This window comes from Streptococcus gordonii, assembly GCF_001553855.1.
GTDB lineage: Bacteria > Bacillota > Bacilli > Lactobacillales > Streptococcaceae > Streptococcus > Streptococcus gordonii.
In genome coordinates this window covers 54,928-75,095 of record NZ_LQWV01000040.1, presented here as the reverse complement: position 1 = coordinate 75,095, position 20,168 = coordinate 54,928, and the positions used below count along the sequence as shown (strand labels likewise).

General features: G+C 40.4%; 22 protein-coding genes. 21 read left to right on the top strand and 1 reads right to left on the bottom strand.

Annotated features, from left to right (window positions below; all coding sequences use genetic code 11):
• Window positions 1-59 precede the first annotated feature (59 nt).
• The 13 genes from AWH02_RS09820 to AWH02_RS09760 all read left to right on the top strand — a co-directional run bounded on the left by AWH02_RS09820 (window position 60) and on the right by AWH02_RS09760 (window position 13,617).
• Window positions 60-1,202, top strand: a complete 1,143-nt coding sequence (locus tag AWH02_RS09820) for a glucose-1-phosphate adenylyltransferase (RefSeq protein ID WP_060954932.1) — start codon at window positions 60-62, stop codon at window positions 1,200-1,202.
• Window positions 1,192-2,331: a glucose-1-phosphate adenylyltransferase subunit GlgD gene (gene glgD / locus AWH02_RS09815; RefSeq protein WP_060554171.1), complete on the top strand. Its 1,140-nt coding sequence runs from the start codon at window positions 1,192-1,194 to the stop codon at window positions 2,329-2,331. The genes AWH02_RS09820 and glgD overlap by 11 nt, the downstream gene beginning before the upstream one ends.
• Complete coding sequence (gene glgA / locus AWH02_RS09810; RefSeq protein ID WP_060554172.1) at window positions 2,328-3,758, top strand: glycogen synthase GlgA; 1,431 nt, start codon at window positions 2,328-2,330, stop codon at window positions 3,756-3,758. Before glgD ends, glgA begins: the two co-directional genes overlap by 4 nt.
• Before the next feature lie 214 nt (window positions 3,759-3,972).
• On the top strand, window positions 3,973-6,369 hold the full coding sequence (locus AWH02_RS09805; RefSeq protein ID WP_060554173.1) for a glycogen/starch/alpha-glucan phosphorylase: 2,397 nt from the start codon (window positions 3,973-3,975) through the stop codon (window positions 6,367-6,369).
• Window positions 6,370-6,521: 152 nt separating this feature from the next.
• Window positions 6,522-7,022, top strand: coding sequence for a phosphatase PAP2 family protein (locus AWH02_RS09800; protein ID WP_048777481.1), 501 nt, complete (start codon window positions 6,522-6,524; stop codon window positions 7,020-7,022).
• Between the two features lie 305 nt (window positions 7,023-7,327).
• Window positions 7,328-7,528, top strand: coding sequence for a F0F1 ATP synthase subunit C (locus AWH02_RS09795; protein ID WP_045503865.1), 201 nt, complete (start codon window positions 7,328-7,330; stop codon window positions 7,526-7,528).
• Between the two features lie 35 nt (window positions 7,529-7,563).
• Window positions 7,564-8,280, top strand: coding sequence for a F0F1 ATP synthase subunit A (gene atpB, locus AWH02_RS09790; RefSeq protein ID WP_045503863.1), 717 nt, complete (start codon window positions 7,564-7,566; stop codon window positions 8,278-8,280).
• Window positions 8,281-8,298: 18 nt separating this feature from the next.
• Window positions 8,299-8,793, top strand: a complete 495-nt coding sequence (atpF, locus tag AWH02_RS09785) for a F0F1 ATP synthase subunit B (RefSeq protein ID WP_045503861.1) — start codon at window positions 8,299-8,301, stop codon at window positions 8,791-8,793.
• Window positions 8,793-9,329 carry a F0F1 ATP synthase subunit delta gene (locus AWH02_RS09780; protein WP_060554174.1) on the top strand — a complete coding sequence of 179 codons (537 nt, stop codon included), beginning with the start codon at window positions 8,793-8,795 and terminating at the stop codon, window positions 9,327-9,329. The genes atpF and AWH02_RS09780 overlap by 1 nt, the downstream gene beginning before the upstream one ends.
• A gap of 14 nt (window positions 9,330-9,343) precedes the next feature.
• Window positions 9,344-10,849 (top strand): F0F1 ATP synthase subunit alpha, encoded by a 1,506-nt coding sequence (gene atpA / locus AWH02_RS09775; RefSeq protein ID WP_008809479.1) that lies wholly within the window; start codon window positions 9,344-9,346, stop codon window positions 10,847-10,849.
• Window positions 10,850-10,864: 15 nt separating this feature from the next.
• Complete coding sequence (locus AWH02_RS09770; protein ID WP_008809478.1) at window positions 10,865-11,746, top strand: F0F1 ATP synthase subunit gamma; 882 nt, start codon at window positions 10,865-10,867, stop codon at window positions 11,744-11,746.
• A gap of 37 nt (window positions 11,747-11,783) precedes the next feature.
• A complete protein-coding gene (gene atpD / locus AWH02_RS09765; RefSeq protein WP_012130613.1) occupies window positions 11,784-13,190 on the top strand; it encodes a F0F1 ATP synthase subunit beta in 1,407 nt (468 codons plus the stop codon).
• Between the two features lie 7 nt (window positions 13,191-13,197).
• Complete coding sequence (locus AWH02_RS09760) at window positions 13,198-13,617, top strand: F0F1 ATP synthase subunit epsilon (RefSeq protein ID WP_111705876.1); 420 nt, start codon at window positions 13,198-13,200, stop codon at window positions 13,615-13,617.
• Between the two features lie 42 nt (window positions 13,618-13,659).
• Here AWH02_RS09760 and AWH02_RS09755 read toward each other — a convergent pair whose 3' ends face one another.
• Entirely contained in the window at window positions 13,660-14,523 is an 864-nt protein-coding gene (locus AWH02_RS09755) for a YitT family protein (RefSeq protein ID WP_045773159.1), read from the bottom strand.
• Window positions 14,524-14,776: 253 nt separating this feature from the next.
• Between AWH02_RS09755 and tmk the strand changes: the two genes are divergently transcribed.
• From tmk to AWH02_RS09715, 8 genes are all read left to right on the top strand, one after another.
• Window positions 14,777-15,415 (top strand): dTMP kinase, encoded by a 639-nt coding sequence (gene tmk, locus AWH02_RS09750; RefSeq protein ID WP_060554175.1) that lies wholly within the window; start codon window positions 14,777-14,779, stop codon window positions 15,413-15,415.
• Window positions 15,412-16,311: a DNA polymerase III subunit delta' gene (locus AWH02_RS09745; protein WP_060554176.1), complete on the top strand. Its 900-nt coding sequence runs from the start codon at window positions 15,412-15,414 to the stop codon at window positions 16,309-16,311. Before tmk ends, AWH02_RS09745 begins: the two co-directional genes overlap by 4 nt.
• 14 nt (window positions 16,312-16,325) lie before the next feature.
• Window positions 16,326-16,649, top strand: a complete 324-nt coding sequence (yabA, locus tag AWH02_RS09740; protein ID WP_008809472.1) for a DNA replication initiation control protein YabA — start codon at window positions 16,326-16,328, stop codon at window positions 16,647-16,649.
• A 2-nt stretch (window positions 16,650-16,651) separates the two neighbouring features.
• Window positions 16,652-17,506: a 16S rRNA (cytidine(1402)-2'-O)-methyltransferase gene (gene rsmI / locus AWH02_RS09735; RefSeq protein ID WP_060554177.1), complete on the top strand. Its 855-nt coding sequence runs from the start codon at window positions 16,652-16,654 to the stop codon at window positions 17,504-17,506.
• Window positions 17,507-17,553: 47 nt separating this feature from the next.
• Window positions 17,554-18,051 (top strand): methylated-DNA--[protein]-cysteine S-methyltransferase, encoded by a 498-nt coding sequence (locus tag AWH02_RS09730; protein ID WP_060554178.1) that lies wholly within the window; start codon window positions 17,554-17,556, stop codon window positions 18,049-18,051.
• 9 nt (window positions 18,052-18,060) lie between these two features.
• Window positions 18,061-18,414, top strand: a complete 354-nt coding sequence (locus AWH02_RS09725) for an arsenate reductase family protein (protein ID WP_060554179.1) — start codon at window positions 18,061-18,063, stop codon at window positions 18,412-18,414.
• Window positions 18,415-18,901: 487 nt separating this feature from the next.
• The gene (locus tag AWH02_RS09720) at window positions 18,902-19,357 is read left to right on the top strand and encodes a hypothetical protein (RefSeq protein WP_060554180.1); all 456 of its coding nucleotides are present in this window, start codon (window positions 18,902-18,904) and stop codon (window positions 19,355-19,357) included.
• 316 nt (window positions 19,358-19,673) lie between these two features.
• Window positions 19,674-20,168 carry a hypothetical protein gene (locus AWH02_RS09715; RefSeq protein WP_053794483.1) on the top strand — a complete coding sequence of 165 codons (495 nt, stop codon included), beginning with the start codon at window positions 19,674-19,676 and terminating at the stop codon, window positions 20,166-20,168.

The following is a 20,168-nucleotide window of genomic DNA, read 5'->3' as shown; positions in this document are numbered from 1 at the left end:
ACATGGATAGATTTTCTATAGGATGTTTTATGCACTCGAACCTTAGCAAGGAGTAGTCTATGAAGAATGAAATGCTAGCTTTGATTCTTGCCGGCGGGCAAGGAACTCGTCTCGGAAAGCTCACACAGAGTATTGCAAAACCAGCGGTACAGTTTGGTGGACGTTATCGTATTATTGACTTTGCCCTGTCTAACTGTGCTAATTCCGGCATTCACAATGTCGGTGTCATTACTCAATACCAGCCTCTGGCTTTGAATAGCCATATTGGAAATGGGTCCAGCTGGGGATTAGACGGCATTAATACAGGGGTGTCCATTCTTCAGCCTTATTCTGCTAGTGAAGGAAATCGCTGGTTTGAAGGAACTAGTCATGCAATATTCCAAAATATTGATTACATTGACAGCATCAATCCAGAATATGTCTTGATCTTATCTGGAGACCATATTTACAAGATGGATTATGATGATATGCTCCAGTCTCACAAGGACAATAATGCCAGCTTGACAGTAGCTGTTTTGGATGTACCTCTCAAAGAAGCCAGCCGTTTTGGTATCATGAATACAGATGCTAATAATCGGATTGTTGAATTTGAGGAAAAACCAGAAAATCCTAAGTCAACTAAGGCTTCTATGGGGATTTATATCTTTGATTGGCAACGCCTGCGCAATATGCTGGTGGCAGCTGAAAAGAACAATGTAGATATGTCCGATTTCGGTAAAAATGTTATCCCTAACTACTTAGAATCTGGCGAAAGTGTTTATGCTTATGATTTTGAAGGCTATTGGAAAGACGTTGGTACGGTTGAGTCTCTCTGGGAAGCTAATATGGAATATATCAATCCAGAAAATGCTTTGGATAGCCGTAACCGTCGCTGGAAGATTTATTCTCGTAACTTGATTTCTCCGCCAAACTTCCTCAGTGAAAATGCCAAAGTAGAAGATTCTCTGGTTGTTGATGGTTGCTTAGTTGATGGGACTGTTAAACACTCCATTCTTTCTACTGGGGCTCAAGTTAGAAAGGATGCTGTAATTGAGGACTCTGTCATCATGAGTGGTGCTATTATTGGTCAGGGTGCTAAGATTAAGCGGGCTATTATCGGAGAAGGAGCCATCATTGCTGAAGGTGTAGAGATAGATGGCACAGAGGAAGTATTTGTTGTCGGATACAACGAGAAAGTGGGGGTACCAAAAGATGAAGATTGATAAATATTCAGCGATTTTAGGAAATACTGTCGGGTTCCACGATATGTCTACTTTGACAGATCATCGTCCAGTGGCCAGTCTTCCGTTTGGTGGGAAATACCGTTTGATCGATTTCCCGCTTTCAAGTCTGGCTAATGCAGGAATTCGTAGCGTCTTTGGTATCTTCCAACAGGACAACATTAGCTCAGTATTTGACCATATTCGTTCAGGTCGTGAATGGGGGCTATCTACTCTCCTCAGTCACTATTATTTGGGAATCTACAACACTCGTGTGGAAAGTTCTACAGTGGGCGAAGAATACTATGAACAGCTCTTGACCTATCTTAAACGTTCTGGTTCCAACCAAACGGTTGCTCTCAACTGTGATATTTTGATCAATATAGATCTCAATCAGGTTTTCCACTTACACAATACAACGCAGCAACCGATCACAGTTGTTTATAAGAAACTGCATAAAGAAAATATTTCTGAAGTAAACTCTGTTTTAAATATTGATGAAACAGACCACGTCAGAGGTCATAAGCTCTTTGATGAGCGGGAAGATGCAGAACTCTTCAATATGTCTACGGATATTTTTGTAGTGGATACTCCATGGTTAATTGAAAAGTTGGAGGAAGAGGCTAAGAAAGAACACCCTCAAAAGCTTCGCTATGTCCTACGTGATTTAGCGGTTGAAGAAGGTGCTTTTGCCTATGAATATACTGGCTATTTGGCAAATATCTACTCTGTAGCAACATACTATCAGGCTAACCTCGATATGTTAGAAAGCAAAAAATTCTATTCACTCTTTAGCCCAAATCAAAAAATATATACCAAGGTTAAGAATGAGGAACCTACCTATTATGCTCCTTCTTCAAAGGTGTCTCGCGCCCAATTTGCATCTGGAAGTATTGTCGAAGGGGAAGTTGCTAATTCAGTGATCTCACGTAACACTAATATCAAAGCTGGTAGTCAAGTAAAAAATAGCATTCTATTTCCTCGAGCTGAAATTGGGGAAAATGCAACAGTTGAATATGCCATCCTTGACAAGGGTGTTGAGGTTGCAGAAGGCGTCGTAATACGTGGAACAGAAGATAATCCAATTGTTGTTAAAAAAGGTCAAAAAGTAACAGAGGACATAATTCGATGAAGATTTTATTTGTAGCAGCAGAAGGAGCACCATTTTCGAAGACAGGTGGTTTGGGGGACGTTATCGGCGCTCTCCCAAAATCACTTGTTAAACATGGTCACCAAGTTGGTGTTATTCTTCCTTATTATGATATGACGGATGCTAAATTCGGCGATCAAGTAGAGGATCTCTTCTACTTTGAGGTCAGCGTTGGATGGCGACGTCAGTATGTTGGGGTTAAGCACCTGGTTTTGAACGGTGTGTCCTTCTATTTCATTGATAATCAGCATTATTTCTTCCGCGGCCATGTTTATGGGGACTTTGATGATGGGGAACGTTTTGCCTACTTCCAACTAGCAGCTGTTGAGTTGATGGAGCGGATTGATTTCATCCCAGATGTCCTCCACGTTCACGATTACCATACTGCGATGATTCCTTTCTTGGTGAAAGAGAAATATCGTTGGATTCAAGCTTATAACAATATCAAGACAGTTCTAACCATCCACAACTTGGAGTTCCAAGGTCAATTCCCTGACAGTATGCTTTGGGAGCTCTTCGGAGTGGGCTATGAGCGCTATGCAGATGGAACTCTGCGTTGGAATGACTGTCTCAACTGGATGAAGGCTGGTATTCTCTACGCAGACAGAGTGACGACTGTATCTCCAAGCTATGCTGGTGAAATTCGGACTCCAGAATTTGGTTGCAATTTGGATCAGATCCTGCGGATGGAATCCGGTAAGCTTGTGGGTATTGTTAATGGTATTGACACAGATATCTATAATCCTGAAACAGATCCCTTGCTAGCCCATCACTTTGACAAATCTGATTTATCTGGTAAACTAGAAAATAAGCGAGCTTTACAGGAACGCGTAGGCTTGCCTGTTAGAGATGATGTTCCACTTGTCGGAATTGTATCACGCCTGACTCGGCAGAAAGGTTTTGACTTAGTGGTTGAAGAGTTGCATAATTTTCTTCAGCAAGATGTACAAATCGTCCTTTTGGGTACAGGTGATCCAGCTTTTGAACAAGCCTTTGCTTGGTTTGGTCAAGCTTATCCAGACAAGCTTTCGGCTAACATTCTCTTTGATGTGGGATTAGCCCAAGAGATTTATGCTGCCAGTGATATTTTCCTGATGCCTAGTCGCTTCGAACCTTGTGGTCTATCTCAAATGATGGCTATGCGTTATGGAACCTTGCCTTTGGTACATGAAGTTGGCGGTCTGCGCGATACAGTAGAACCTTATAATGTTTATACAGGTCAAGGAACTGGATTTAGCTTTAATAATTTTTCTGGTTATTGGTTGAGCTGGACTTTTAAAGAAGCTCTTAACCTCTATACCCACGATAAGGAGGCATGGAAATCCATGCAAGAACAGGCCATGGAAAGAGATTTTTCTTGGGACACGGCTAGTTTGGCATATAGTGATTTGTACCAATCACTTCTATAACATTTACTTTGGAATCAGTATAAGCAAATCCTCTCTTGACCATGGGACAAGGGAGGATTTCCGTGAGAATTACATTTTTATATATTATCATGCTGTTTTGGAGCTTTGTTTTTAGCCGGTAGCTGAAGCGAGTATTTCCCATCTTGATTGAAAAAAGTATTTCTACATTAAAAAACTGTTTCCCGCTATCAAGAAAGGGAGATTATCGTCCACAATGGAACTGACAAAAGAGCAATTTATCCGAGATTTTAAGGATATTTTACATGAAAGACAATTAATAAAAGTAGCTGATGCAACGCCGAGAGAACTCTTCCAAGCTCTAGCTAATACTGTCCGTAAGTATATTACTCCACTATGGTTGGAACGCCGTAAAAAGTTGGTCGAACACCGCCAAAAAACAGCATATTACTTCTCTATTGAGTTTTTACCGGGTCGTATGTTAGAAACTAACCTACTCAATCTTGGGATCCTTGATACTGTCAAAGATGGTTTTGCAGAAATGGGCGTGGATTTTACAGCTGTAAAAAATGCTGAGCATGACATGGCCTTAGGAAATGGCGGTCTCGGTCGTTTGGCTGCTGCCTTTATGGATTCTCTTGCTACGACGGGTTATCCTGGTTTTGGAAATGGGATTCGCTATCGCTATGGCCTCTTCAAACAACGGATCGTAGATGGATACCAGGTTGAAATTCCCGATGACTGGTTTGGAAGACTGGGGAATGTCTGGGAGACTCGAAAGGATCATGATATTGTAGACGTTAAAATTTTCGGTAATGTTTATCTCCGTGCTAACGAAGAAGGAAGAATTGTACCGGTTTATGAGAATTCTAAAACCTTGCGTGCGGTGCCTTATGATGTACCTCAGATTGGTTTTGGCAATGATAATGTCAATAACCTGCGACTTTGGGATGTTGAGATTCCAGAAGAATATGAGCTAGACTATCCGACGATCGAAGCTCGTCGCCGTGTGCAGGATATTACAGCTATTCTCTATCCAGATGATTCTAGTCATGAAGGTAAAGAACTGCGTTTGATTCAGGAATACTTTATGACCAGTGCTGGTTTGCAGACTATTATCACTTCTTATTTGAAGCAAGGTTTGTCTTTAAAAGATATTCATGAGAAGGTTTCTGTCCATATCAACGATACCCATCCAGCTGTTGCACCAGCTGAATTTATGCGTCTTTTGATGGATGAATATGGTCTTGAATGGGCAGATGCTTGGAATGCAACGGTTAAGACCATGAGTTATACCAACCACACTATTTTATCTGAAGCTTTGGAAAAATGGGATGCTGAACTCTTTAAGAATGTCCTGCCTCGGGTCTATCAAATTATCTTGGAAATTGATAACCGCTATGTGACGGAGATGGCTGGACGTGGCCTTGCTCCGCAAATCATTGAAAATACTCGGATCGTCAAAGACAATCAAATCCACATGGCTCATTTGGCGATCATTGGCGGTCATTCAATTAACGGGGTTGCTAAGCTTCACACAGAACTGCTTAAAGAAGATACCCTGCGTGATTTTTATACAATCTATCCAGAGAAATTTAATAACAAAACCAATGGAATTATCCAACGTCGCTGGTTGCAGATTGCGGATGAGCCTTTATCAGCTGAGATTGATAAGCTAATTGGTAAAGGCTGGAGAAGTGATATCCATGAGCTGCGTAAGCTTTTGGAATTCAAGGACAATCAGCAAGTGCTGGGTGATTTCTACCGAGTGAAGCAAGAAGCCAAGGCTCGTCTGGCTGACTTCATCAAGGAATCAACAGGAGTAGAAGTTTCTACAGAAGCTATCTTTGATGTGCAGGTGAAACGCCTCCACGCTTACAAACGTCAGCTGCTTAACCTGCTTCATATCATCAAGCTCTACTGGGATCTCAAGGACAATCCTGACAAGGATATGGTGCCACGTGTCTTTATTTTCGGTGCCAAGGCTGCTCCAGGATACCACTTTGCCAAGTCTGTTATCAAACTGATCAATGAAGTGGCCAATCTGGTCAACAAGGATGAAAGCCTGCAAGACAAACTCAAGGTTGTTTTCCTAGAAAACTACCGGGTCAGCCTGGCTGAGCTCATCATACCAGCAGCAGATGTGTCTGAGCAGATTTCTCTGGCTTCCAAGGAAGCTTCTGGTACTTCTAACATGAAGTTCATGATGACAGGTGCCATTACCTTGGCTACTCTGGATGGAGCTAATATCGAAATCAAGGACGAGGTCGGGGACGACAACATTGTCATCTTCGGAATGGACAAGGACCAAGTTTACGAGCACTATGCTCGCCATGATTATTACTCACGCGGTGTCTATGAGAGCAATCCAGACATTCGTCGGGTAGTTGATACCTTTGTCAATGGAACGATTCCAAATGTTCGTGAAGAAGGCTCTGAAATCTACGAAGCCCTCATCACCCACAATGATGAATACTTCCTCTTGGAAGATTTCCATGCCTATGTAGAAGCTCAAGAGAAGATTGATGCTCTCTATCGTGACAAAGAAAAATGGGCTCGCATGAGCTTGATCAATATCGCTACATCTGACAAGTTCACCTCAGATGATACCATTGAGCAATATGCCAAGGAAATCTGGAACTTAGAGAAGTAGTATTCTTTGGCAATTATGAATATTAAGAGATTGAGACTTTGTGCTTAGTCTCTTTTGGTATTCAACTGGGCTCTCATTTTAAACTGCCAAAATTAAAACCGAAATTAGAAAGAACATATGAGCTTAACTTATTTGAAAAACGGTGATAAGTTTTGAAAGACTACACAATTTTCTATCAACAATTAACGGCTCCCTTTCGTAGTCGTCCTCAGTGGGTGAAGGGATTTGCTTGTTTTAATCGGGCGATGACACTTTTCATGCCCTTAGTCTATGGACTAGTCCTGCTTAGTACCTATCTAAATAAAGGGTGGAAAGGATTGCTTGCTTTTATACTCCTACCAGCTATTGGATTTGCTCTGTTGTCGGCTATTCGTAAACGGCTGAATCAAGCACGTCCTTACGAAAAATGGGCTATTCAACCTTTGCTGGCCAAGGATACATCAGGCAAGTCCATGCCCAGCCGCCATGTTTTTTCGGCGACAGTGATATCCATGTGCTTGCTCTACTTTTTCTGGCTACCGGGGCTCCTCTGCCTCTTGCTTTCAGCAGGCTTAGCTACGGTGCGCGTGATTGGCGGGGTACACTATCCAAAGGATGTTCTAGTCGGCTATCTTTGTGGAATTTTCTGGGGAAGTATTCTTTTCTTATTATAAAATGCCTAAGGGACTTTCGATTTTTCTACCGCTAATTTAACTAAAAATACTTAGTAGCAGTCGTCAATTTATTATTATTGATTTAAAAAAGAAGAACATTTTTAGCACTTTTGTCCTATTTGATAGTTATTTTTTAGAAAAAACAAGAAAGAAATGGCGAAAAAAAGCTTGTTTTATTTACCATATTTAATGAAGAAAAGGCTAATAAATTAAAATCGCTTACAATGTGTAAAAACATTTGACAAAACAGTTTTTTAGGACTAAACTAAGGAAGTAATTTTAAAAACACAAAAGGAGAATTCATCATGAATTTAACATATTTAGGACTTTGTTTGGCCTGCTTTGGCGTATCGCTTGCTGAAGGTATGATTATGAGTAATCTATTTAAGGCGGCGTCTCGTCAGCCAGAAATTATCGGTCAATTGAGAAGTCTCCTAATCTTGGGAGTAGCCTTTGTTGAAGGTACTTTCTTTGTAACGTTGGCTATGTCCTTTGTTATCAAATAAGAAAGTATTCTCTTTAGAAAAGGGGGTGTCATCTGTTGGAAGAAAGTATTAATCCAACTATCAATGTGGGTCCTGTGACCTTTGATTTGACCCTGCTGGCCATGACTCTGCTAACGGTGTTTGTAACTTTTGGACTTGTTTATTGGGCAAGTCGAAAAATGACGATTAAACCGTCAAGAAAGCAGAATGCTCTGGAATACATCTATGATTTCGTTATAGATTTTACCAAGGGAAATGTTGGTGAGCATTATATGAAGAATTATTCGCTCTTTCTATTTTCCCTCTTTCTTTTCGTAACGGTGGCTAATAACTTGGGATTAATGGCCAAGGTTCAGACAACCAATGGTTTCAATCTCTGGACATCGCCGACCGCCAATCTCGCTTTTGACTTGGGCTTCTCTCTTTTAGTGACGGTATTCTGTCACGTTGAGGGAATCCGTCGTCAAGGAATAAAAGGATATCTAAAAGGTTTTGTGACTCCAGGTATCATGACACCCATGAATATCTTGGAAGAATTTACCAATTTTGCTTCGCTAGCCTTGCGGATTTATGGAAACATTTTTGCAGGTGAAGTATTGGCTGGTTTGCTCTTGACTTGGGCACATCAAGCAGCGTATTGGTATCCAATTGCCTTTATTATGAACATGGTTTGGACTGGTTTTTCAATCTTCATTTCCTGTATCCAAGCCTATGTTTTTACCATGCTAACATCTATGTATCTTGGTAAGAAAATTAATGGTGAGGAAGAATAAAAAGAAAGGATAGATAAAATGAATATAACCGTAGGTGAAATTATTGGCAACTTTATCCTGATTGCCGGCTCCTTTCTTCTTTTAGTATTTCTCATTAAGAAGTTTGCTTGGGGCAATATTATTGGGATTTTAGACCAGCGTGCTCAAAAGATTTCAGACGATATTGATGGAGCAGAATCTGCTCGCAAAAAGGCAGAAGATTTAGCGCAAAAGCGTGAAGAAGCCTTGGCAGGAAGCCGTGAAGAAGCTGCTACTATTGTTGAAACAGCTAAAGAAACAGCTGAGAAAAACAAAGCGAGTATTTTAGCTGACACGACAGAAGAAGTTAGCCGATTGAAGCAAAAGGCAAATCAAGAAATTGCTCAATCAAAGGCAGAAGCTTTAAGATCAATCAAGGGTGATGTGGCAGATTTGTCAATTGATTTGGCTAGTAAGATTATTGGCCAAACCTTAGACAAGGAAGCTCAAAGTCAATTGATTGACAGTTATATCGACAAGCTAGGAGATGCCTAATGGACAAGAGAAGCGATGCGATCATTGAAAAGTATGCTGCTCCATTTGTCCAAATAGTGCTTGAAAAAAATCAGCAAAGAGATGTATTTAGAGAACTAAGTCAGATTAAGGGGATTTTTGAAGAAACCCATCTTGCTGACTTTTTATCGCATATTGGCGTCAGTCAAGCTGAAAAAAGTAAGGTTCTTCGTTTGTTTCAAACATGTGATTCGGTCTTGGTGAATAACCTGATTGAAGTCCTAATTACAAACGGACGAGAAGACTTCTTTTATCCAATCTTACTCGATATCTTGAAGAAAATCGAGAAGGAAACCAATGAATTTGAGGTAACTATCCATTCAGTGGAGGGATTATCAGAAGAGCAGAAAGCTCGGCTTATTCCTGTGATTGAGAAGAAGATGAACCTCAAGGTTCGTTCCATCAAGGGAAATTTGGATAGGAGCTTGATTGGAGGCTTTGCCATTACAGCCAATCATAAGATAATTGACACAAGCATTAAGCGTCAGTTGAAAGCAGTTAAAGAAAAATTGAAATAGAAAGTGGTGTTCTTTTGGCAATTAACGCACAAGAAATCAGCGCTTTAATTAAGCAACAAATTGAAAATTTCCAGCCGGATTTTGATGTTACTGAGACAGGTGTAGTAACCTATGTTGGTGACGGAATTGCGCGTGCGCATGGGCTGGATAATGCCATGAGTGGAGAGCTCTTAGTCTTTGAAAACGGCTCTTACGGAATGGCGCAAAACTTAGAATCAAATGATGTTGGGATTATTATTTTAGGAGATTTTACCGACATTCGTGAGGGGGATACCATCCGCCGTACAGGTAAAATCATGGAAGTTCCTGTAGGGGAAGCCTTGATTGGACGGGTTGTGGATCCTTTGGGTCGGCCGGTAGATGGTCTGGGTGATATTGCAACAGATAAAACAAGACCAGTCGAAACGCCTGCTCCAGGTGTTATGCAACGGAAATCAGTTTCTGAACCTTTACAGACTGGTCTCAAGGCGATCGATGCCTTGGTTCCGATTGGTCGTGGTCAACGGGAATTGATCATTGGGGACCGTCAGACTGGTAAGACAACCATTGCTATCGATGCGATTCTAAACCAAAAAGGCCAAGATATGATCTGTATCTATGTGGCCATTGGTCAAAAAGAATCAACAGTTCGTACACAGGTAGAAACTCTTCGTCAGTATGGTGCACTTGACTATACAATTGTTGTGACAGCTTCAGCTTCACAACCTTCTCCTTTGCTTTACCTTGCTCCTTATGCTGGTGTAGCAATGGCGGAAGAGTTTATGTATAATGGCAAGCATGTTTTGATTGTCTATGATGATTTGTCAAAACAAGCGGTAGCCTATCGTGAATTGTCCCTCCTTCTTCGTCGTCCACCAGGCCGTGAAGCCTTCCCAGGGGATGTCTTCTATCTTCACAGTCGTCTCTTAGAGCGTTCAGCTAAGGTTTCTGATGAATTAGGTGGAGGTTCTATCACAGCTCTGCCATTTATTGAAACTCAGGCGGGGGATATCTCAGCCTATATCGCTACCAACGTGATTTCAATCACTGACGGACAAATTTTCCTCAGCGACAGCCTTTTCAATGCTGGTGTTCGTCCAGCGATTGATGCAGGTTCTTCTGTATCACGGGTTGGGGGATCAGCTCAGATCAAGGCTATGAAGAAAGTAGCCGGAACCTTGCGGATTGACTTGGCTTCCTATCGCGAGCTAGAAGCCTTTACCAAATTTGGTAGCGACTTGGATGCTGCGACTCAGGCAAAACTAAACCGTGGTCGTCGAACAGTAGAAGTATTGAAACAGCCAGTTCATAAGCCACTTCCTGTGGAAAAGCAAGTAGTCATTCTCTATGCTTTGACTCATGGCTTCTTGGACAGTGTTCCGGTTGATGACATTCTTCGCTTTGAGGAAGAATTATTTGCCTACTTTGATGCACATCAAGAAGGTATTTATGAAACAATCCGGACGACTAAGGATCTTCCGAGTGAGGAAGTTCTGGATGCCGCTATTACTGAGTTTGTCAATCAGTCTAGCTTTAAATAAGAATAGAGGTGTCAGATGGCAGTTTCATTGAACGATATCAAAAATAAAATTGCATCCACAAAAAACACCAGTCAAATCACTAATGCTATGCAAATGGTATCAGCGGCTAAGTTAGGAAAATCCGAGGAAGCAGCTAAGAACTTTCAAATTTATGCTTCCAAGGTTCGGAAACTCTTAACGGATTTGCTTCATGGACATGAGGCAGAAAATGCTAAACACCATCCAATGCTGACAAGTAGACCAGTCAAAAAAACAGGTTACATTGTTATCACATCTGACCGTGGCTTGGTTGGTGGCTACAATGCCACCATTCTCAAAGCCATGATGGAGCTGAAGGCAGAATACCATCCAAAGGGAGATGATTTTGAGATTCTCTGTATTGGAGGTGTTGGTGCGGACTTTTGTCGAGCTAGAGGGGTTCAGCCAGTTTATGAACTGCGTGGTTTACCCGATCAACCAAGCTTTGATGAGGTTCGTAAGATTATTAGTAAGGCCATTGAGATGTATCAAAATGAACTCTTTGATGAGCTTTATGTCTGTTACAACCATCATGTCAATAGTCTGACTAGTCAGATGCGGATTGAGCAAATGCTACCGATTATTGACTTGGATCCAAATGAAGCTGACGAGGATTATACCGTTAATTTGGAATTAGAATCTAGTCGTGAAGCTATTTTGGACCAATTGTTGCCTCAGTTTGCTGAGAGCATGATTTATGGGGCTATTATTGATGCTAAGACAGCTGAAAATGCTGCCGGCATGACAGCCATGCAGACAGCGACTGATAATGCTAAAAAAGTCATCAGTGATTTGACGATTCAGTACAACCGTGCTCGGCAAGCTGCCATTACACAGGAAATTACTGAAATTGTGGCGGGTGCTAGTGCCCTAGAATAGGCCACTGATTAATTAGAAATTAAACGAGGAAAATAACATGAGCTCAGGCAAAATTACTCAGGTAATCGGGCCAGTCGTAGACGTTGCGTTTGCAGCTGGAGATAGGCTACCTGAGATAAATAATGCACTTGTAGTCTATAAAAATGATGAGAAAAAATCAAAAATCGTCCTTGAAGTAGCTCTTGAGCTTGGTGACGGTGTAGTTCGGACTATTGCCATGGAGTCAACAGATGGTTTGACACGTGGTTTGGAGGTTCTTGACACAGGTCGTCCGATTTCTGTACCGGTTGGTAAAGAAACCTTGGGTCGGGTCTTCAATGTTCTTGGAGACACTATTGACTTGGATGCACCGTTTGGGGATGATGCAGAACGTCAACCAATTCATAAGAAAGCACCGACCTTTGATGAGTTATCAACTTCATCTGAAATCCTGGAAACAGGAATCAAGGTTATCGACCTTCTAGCACCTTATCTAAAAGGTGGGAAGGTTGGACTCTTCGGTGGTGCCGGAGTTGGTAAAACCGTCTTGATCCAAGAATTGATTCACAACATTGCCCAAGAACACGGTGGTATCTCAGTATTTACTGGTGTTGGAGAACGGACTCGTGAAGGGAACGACCTTTACTGGGAAATGAAAGAATCTGGCGTTATTGAGAAAACTGCCATGGTCTTTGGTCAGATGAATGAACCACCAGGAGCACGTATGCGTGTTGCCCTAACTGGTTTGACAATTGCCGAATATTTCCGTGATGTAGAAGGCCAAGACGTGCTTCTCTTTATCGATAACATCTTTCGCTTTACTCAAGCTGGTTCTGAAGTATCTGCCCTTTTGGGTCGCATGCCTTCAGCGGTTGGTTACCAGCCAACACTTGCGACAGAAATGGGGCAACTCCAAGAGCGTATCACATCAACTAAGAAGGGTTCTGTAACCTCTATCCAGGCTATCTATGTGCCGGCGGATGACTATACTGACCCTGCACCAGCAACAGCCTTTGCCCACTTGGATTCAACGACAAACTTGGAACGTAAGTTGGTACAATTGGGGATTTACCCAGCCGTTGATCCACTCGCTTCAAGCTCTCGTGCCTTGGCGCCTGAGATTGTCGGAGAAGAGCACTACGCGGTAGCTGCTGAAGTTAAGCGAGTCTTACAACGCTATCACGAATTGCAAGATATTATTGCCATCCTAGGTATGGATGAATTGTCTGATGAAGAAAAGACTTTGGTTGCACGTGCACGTCGGATCCAATTCTTCCTATCACAAAACTTTAATGTGGCTGAGCAGTTTACAGGTCAACCTGGTTCTTATGTACCAGTTGCTGAAACAGTTCGTGGCTTCAAAGAAATTCTTGAAGGAAAACACGACAAGTTACCAGAAGATGCCTTCCGTGGAGTTGGTTCTATTGAGGATGTTCTGGCTAAAGCAGAAAAAATGGGATTCTAAGAGGTGAATGATGGCTCAAATGACAGTACAAATCGTTACTCCGGACGGTCTCGTTTATGACCACCATGCTGCATTTGTTTCCGTAAAGACCATTGATGGAGAGTTGGGGATTTTACCACGACACATCAATACCATCGCTGTTTTAGAAGTAGATCAGGTCAAGGTACGCCGGGTCGATGATGATAAACATATCGACTGGATAGCAGTCAATGGCGGAATCATTGAAATTGCAGATAATGTCATTACCATTGTGGCGGACTCAGCTGAGCGTGAGCGAGATATTGATATCAGCCGGGCTGAGAGAGCTAAACTCAGGGCTGAGCAAGAAATCGAAGAAGCACACGACAAGCACTTGATTGACCAAGAACGTCGGGCTAAGATTGCTCTGCAACGGGCGATTAACCGGATTAACGTTGGAAGCAAATAAAAAGGAATCCAAATTTTGGATTCCTTTTTGTGTGGATATTATTTAACGAGCGATTGGTTGTTTGTTTTCGTCTAAGGTGAAACCTTCTCCCAAAATCTCGTGAGCCTCTGTAATTGTGATAAAGGCGTGAGGGTCAATTCGATGAATAATTTCCTTCATCTGTTGCATTTCATTTCGAGCTAGGACGCAGTAGATGACTTTGTAGTCTTGCTTTGTGTAGTAACCAGTACCATTTAGCAAGGTCACACCTCGACCCAGTTCTTCAACAACAGCCTGTGCTAATTCTTCAGATTTTCCAGTAACGACTAAGAAACCTTTACCGGCATAACCACCTTCAGCGATAAGGTCAATAACTCGGGAAGCAATAAAGACAAATACCAGTGTATAAGTTACAAGACGCAAGTCTTTAAAGACAATCACGACTAAGAAAAGAACAAAGAAGTCAACGGCAAACATGAGTTTTCCGATAGAAATATGGGTGTATTTATTTAAAATACGAGCAATAATATCGGAACCTCCGGTTGTTCCACCGGCGTTGAAAATGATTCCTAGTCCGGCTCCGAGGATGATACCAGCTATCAAAGACACAATGACCAAGTCTCCGTCTAAATCTACTACAAAAGGAATTTTTTCAAAAATGGCCAGCCAAGCTGATACAGAGAATGTTCCAATTAGGCTGTAGTAGAAAGATTGTTTCCCCAGAATCTTCCAAGCAAAGAAGAAGAGAGGGAAGTTGATCACTAGGTTCATAACGGAAACCGGAAGTTTAAATAAATAGTAGGTAATGAGGGTAACCCCAGTGACTCCACCCTCAAATAAATGATTGGGAATAGCTAAATAATTGATCCCAAAAGAAAAAAGGCCTGCACCAAATATAATCCAAAGTATGTTTTTTAATCTCAGCATAAGAATCTCCTCCAAAAAATTTCCTTTTTATATTGTATCAAATGTTTCTAACTTATGTAATGAATTTAATGATTTTTTTTGATAAAATAGTAAAAGAATTGTAAAAAAATAGAACGAGTATTGCTTTCTGGCAGTAAGGAATCTGTAAGTTTCCCACGTTTGCATAAAAACTATAGGGAAGATAAATGAACTGTCAGGCAGATAAGAGCATTATAGGAGTATTCCTTGCTCTATAAGCATAGAAAAGGAACATATGAAAAGAGGATTGTTGGTTTCGCTAGAAGGTCCGGATGGAGCTGGAAAATCTAGCGTTTTAGAAGCTCTGGTACCGATTTTAGAAGCCAAAGGGCATCAAGTAGTGACGACTAGAGAGCCTGGTGGTGTGCCAATTTCAGAGGCTATTCGAGAAGTGATATTGGACCAGAATAATACAGAGATGGATGGGAAGACAGAACTTTTACTTTATATTGCCAGTCGTAGACAGCATTTGATAGAAAAAGTGCTTCCTGCCTTAGAAGCTGGTAAATTAGTTATCATGGATCGTTTCATTGATAGTTCTGTTGCCTATCAAGGTTTTGGCCGTGGTTTAGATGTAGCTGATATTGAATGGCTCAATCAATTTGCAACGGATGGTCTTAAGCCAGATCTAACCTTGTATTTCGATTTAGATGTCGAAGAAGGTCTTGCTCGCATCGCTAAAAATAAGAATCGTGAAGTCAACCGTCTTGACTTAGAGGGACTGGAAATGCATCAACGAGTCCGTCAGGGTTACCTCTATAGCTTGGAAAAAGATCCAGAACGTCTAGTTAAAATTGATGCCAGCCAGGCTTTAGAAGCAGTTGTGAAAGATAGCCTAGCTGTCCTAAACCAGCACTTAAACAGTAAATCATGAAAATGAATGAACTAAAGGAACTTCAACCTAAAATTGTTGATCGTTTTGAACGAATTCTAGAGCAAGATAAGCTTAACCATGCTTATCTTTTTACAGGAAATTTTGCCAGCTTTGATTTGGCCCAGAAATTAGCCCAGAGCCGTTTCTGTCAGGATAAGATGGGTGTTTGGCCATGTGGTGAATGCCGGTCTTGTCGTCTGATTGCTGAGGAAGATTTTTCAGATGTTACAGTGGTTCGCCCACAAAATCAAATCATCAAAACAGAACGTATACGAGAGCTACTCAAGAATTTTTCGCAGAGCGGAGTAGAAGGTAATGAGCAGGTATTTATCATTTGTGAGGCAGAAAAAATGCACCTGAATGCGGCAAATTCTCTCTTAAAAATGATAGAAGAACCTCAAAGTGAGGTATATATTTTCCTTCTGACCAGTGATGAAAATTTGATCTTACCTACGATTAAAAGTCGGACCCAGGTCTTTCATTTCCCCAAAAATGAAGATTACTTAGTAGCGAAATTGGAAGAGTCTGGCTTGCTTAAGGACCAGGCGCAGCTTCTTGCCGCTTATAGCCAGACTTTAGAGGAAGCTCAAAACTTGCAGACTAGCAAATCCTTCTTTGATGTAACACAAGTCTGTCAGCGCTTTGTTGATCTTTGTCTTGCTAAGAAGGATTTGGCCTTTTTACAGGTTGCTAGATTAAGCAGTTTGGCTGATGATAAGGAGAAACAGGATCAGATTTTTAGGATTCTAGAGATTTTATTTTCTCAACATATAGAGAAAGAAAGTGGTCGGACTTCTTTAGATAGATTGTTTCAATCTCGAAAAATGTGGCGGGCAAATGTGAGTTTCCAAAATGCTTTGGAATATATGATCATACAGCCAGCAAAGCGTAGCTAAGGAGAAAAATAGATATGGATAAAAGAGAAATATTTGACGCTTTAGATGATTTTTCACAAAATCTAATGCTAACTCTGGCTGAAGTAGAAGCAATAAAAAAAAATCTAAAGAGTGTTATTGAAGAAAATACAGTTCTACGCTTGGAGAATGACAAGTTAAGAGAACGACTCGGAGAAGTGGAAAAAACAGGACCAAGTAAAGGTGGCGGTCAAGGACGCGAGAATCTTGAACGGATTTATTTGGATGGTTTTCATATATGCACAGACTTCTATGGTCAAAGACGAGATAATGACGAAGAAGAATGCGCTTTTTGTAATGAATTATTGTTTAGGGAGTAGCTATGCAAATTCAGAGAAGTTTTAAAGATACGTCATCCTATGGTAAGCTCTATTTGGTGGCGACACCGATTGGTAACCTGCAGGATGCTAGCACTCGTATGTTAGAAACTCTTGAGAAAGTGGATTATATTGCGGCAGAGGATACACGTAATACTGGTCGCTTGTTGGATTATTTCGATATTTCGACCAAGCTAATTAGTTTTCATGACCATAATTCCAGAGCCAGGATCCCAGAAATCATTGCTCTTTTAAAAGAAGGTCATGATCTTGCCCAGGTATCAGATGCTGGTCTTCCCTGTATTTCGGATCCGGGTCACGACTTGGTAAAAGCTGCCATTGCAGAAAACATCATTGTCGTACCAGTGCCAGGTCCTTCGGCGGGAATTTCTGCACTGATTGCTAGTGGTTTGGCTCCTCAACCCCACATTTTCTTTGGTTTTCTTCCTAGAAAAAAAGGTCAGCAAAAAGATTTTTTTGAAAGCAAGAAGGCTTATCCTGAGACGCAGATATTTTATGAATCCCCCCATCGGGTCAAGTCGACTTTGGAAAATATGCTGGAAGTCTATGGAGATAGACAGGTGGTTTTAGTTCGCGAGTTGACGAAGATTTATGAAGAATACCAGAGGGGACTGATATCTGAATTACTGGAAGCCATTGGTGATGAGCCACTCAAGGGCGAATGCTTGCTAATTGTAGATGGTGCTAGTGAGGAGAAAGCTGAGAAGTCAGAAGAGGAATTATTGGCTGAAATTGATTTTCTCATTGAAACCGGCAGTCAAAAAAGCAAGGCTATCAAAGAAGTTGCCAAAAAATATGGTTTAAATAAGAGTGACTTATACTCCACTTATCATCAGTAATCTGACAAGTGATTGAGAGCTAAAAGACAAGAAAGGGACTAGAAAAGTTGACTTATTATAAAATGATCTATCATTCTCCTTTGGGTCCTCTTTCTTTGGTTGCGGATGAAAGCGGACTGAGAGGTGCTTGGTTTGTTGGCCAGAAATATTTTGAGCGTGGTCTAAGTGGACAAGTAATTGAAGCAAGCAATCCCTTTCTCGAGCAGACTGCTCAGCTCCTTGATGCCTACTTTGCTAGTCAGGATGTAGATTTCTCAAGTTTGACTTTAGCAGATGCAGGGACTGATTTTCAAAAGCGCGTTTGGAGCTATTTGAGTCAGATTCCTAAAGGGAAGACAGTGACTTATGGGCAAATTGCCAGAGACCTTGATGTTGCTTCTGCTCAAGCGGTCGGAGGAGCTGTTGGTCGGAATCCATTTTCCATTATCATTCCTTGCCATCGCGTTTTGGGAAGTCAAGGACAAATGACAGGTTACGCTGGTGGTATAGACAAAAAGCTCTGGCTTTTAAACCATGAAGCAGCAAAGATTGATAGAAAAAAATAGAGGTGAACCATGTTACAATTTATCGAATACCCAAAATGCTCTACCTGCCGTAAGGCCAAGGCTGAGCTCAATCAATTAGGAGTGGACTTTGAGGCGGTGGATATTGTCCAAAATACACCTAGCCGGGACCAACTCCTAGACTGGATCCAGAATTCTGATTTTGAGATCAAGGCCTTTTTCAATACCAGCGGACTCAAATACCGTGAACTGGGTCTCAAAGAAAAAGTTCCACATATGAAAGCTCAGGAAGCAGCTGATTTACTAGCGACAGACGGCATGCTGATTAAACGGCCGCTCTTGGTTCGAGATAACCAAATCTTGCAGATTGGCTACCGAAAGGCGTATGAAGAGTTGGGGTTATGATAAGATAAGGCTTGATAAAAAAGCTATTATATTCATCTGTAGTCAAATAGAACGACAAAATGAAATAGAGAACATCCAATTGTGTTAGATAATAAAAAAACAGACTGAAATCAAGAAATAGGAAAGATTTAGTCACAGGTAAAGAGGCGAATGGATTGAAAGCCTCTTTTTTCTAACATAGAATTTCTTACCAGTTTGTTGAAGCTGTGGATAAGGCTTCTAAACAATTTCATTTGATATTTTGTAAGATGATCTCCCCCCTTGCCGGGAAAGTGATGTTGAAAAACATATGTAGGTAGGTAAGTCCAAGAATTTTGAGGTCTATATTATTAAAGATGAGGAAGAATTATAATGTTTCTATCTTTTAAAATACGATATCGATCTTTTAGAGAAGGTTAGTGAAAAAATATTATATTTATGTGAATTAGTTGTTGATTTAGATACAAATCAAATTGTACACCTTGATTTTATTAATAGGTAGGAAAATATGTTTAAAATAATAAAAAAAGAATATAATCAGCAAGAGAAGTTAATATATAAAACGGATACAAAGGAATTAATAGCTACTCCAACAATAGCTAGTGATATTACTTTTAGTTTTATATATTTATTTTTAGGTTTTAATTCAGAAAATATGGAATCCACTCAATTTTTGGGGTATCATAACGACTTTTCTTGGATAAAAAGAAGTTTGGTGCCTCCTAAATTTGATAAAGGTGTTATTGTTGTTACAGATAATGATATTAATGGGGGAGATAGTTTTCGCATTGACTATGCTTACAATTGGGAAACGTATTATGATGAGCAATCAGGTTGGCTTAAAATCGGTTCTGAAATTTCAAGGGAAGATCTTAACCATGTTGAATTTTTCAGAAATACTATTGCTGGTATTGATGGGCATGGCAATATCCAAGAATTTTGGCTCAAACCTAAATTTAAATGATGTGAAACTAATATAGTGTTTCCTAGAATATAGGTTTCTTTGTGACGAATATTTGATCCTCTATTTCGAACTGGTTGACGGGTTTGTCTTGGTTACAGATTGGCATCTATACTTTTTTTCAAAGATTATGATTTCTTTTTGATTGATGATGAAGAAGAATAGTAAACCTTTAAATGGTAAGTAACTCCTTCCTGTTGGAATTAGGTATAAGGAGTATCAAGCGGGATGGAAATAATTGTTATAGGTGAGGATGGTTCTGTTTGGTATACTCAAGATCACTATCAAACTTTCACAAGAATAAAATAAGGAGAATATAATGTCAAAAAAATTTAATGATAGAACGTTTAGAAAGATAGAACAAACTTATAGAATTTATTTACCTGACGAATTTAAAAAAGTTTTTGGAAATATGGAGGAACTTCCTGAAAACTGGTATGATTGGAGTGACTTTTCACCTCAGAATGTTAAAATGCTGAGCAATTACATACAAATAATCAAAGAAAATATAGCAGAAGAAATAGAATATGTTGATTGGAGTGATAATTGGGGAGAAGCTCCTAGCGATTTAGAACTTATGAAAAGAGAAATACGAAGTCGTTTAATAAATTCTCCAACATTATTTCCTATTTCTGGTCATAGGTATATTGCGTCATGTAATACTCCGATTTCGCCAGTATTTTCAATTGTTGGTTCCGATATAATTTATTATTCTAAAAGTTTAACAGATTATTTTCATGGAATTGCAATAAGCAGAGAGACAAATTTATCTGATTTACCCCAAATTTCTTTTTGGTCCGATATTGCACAGTGA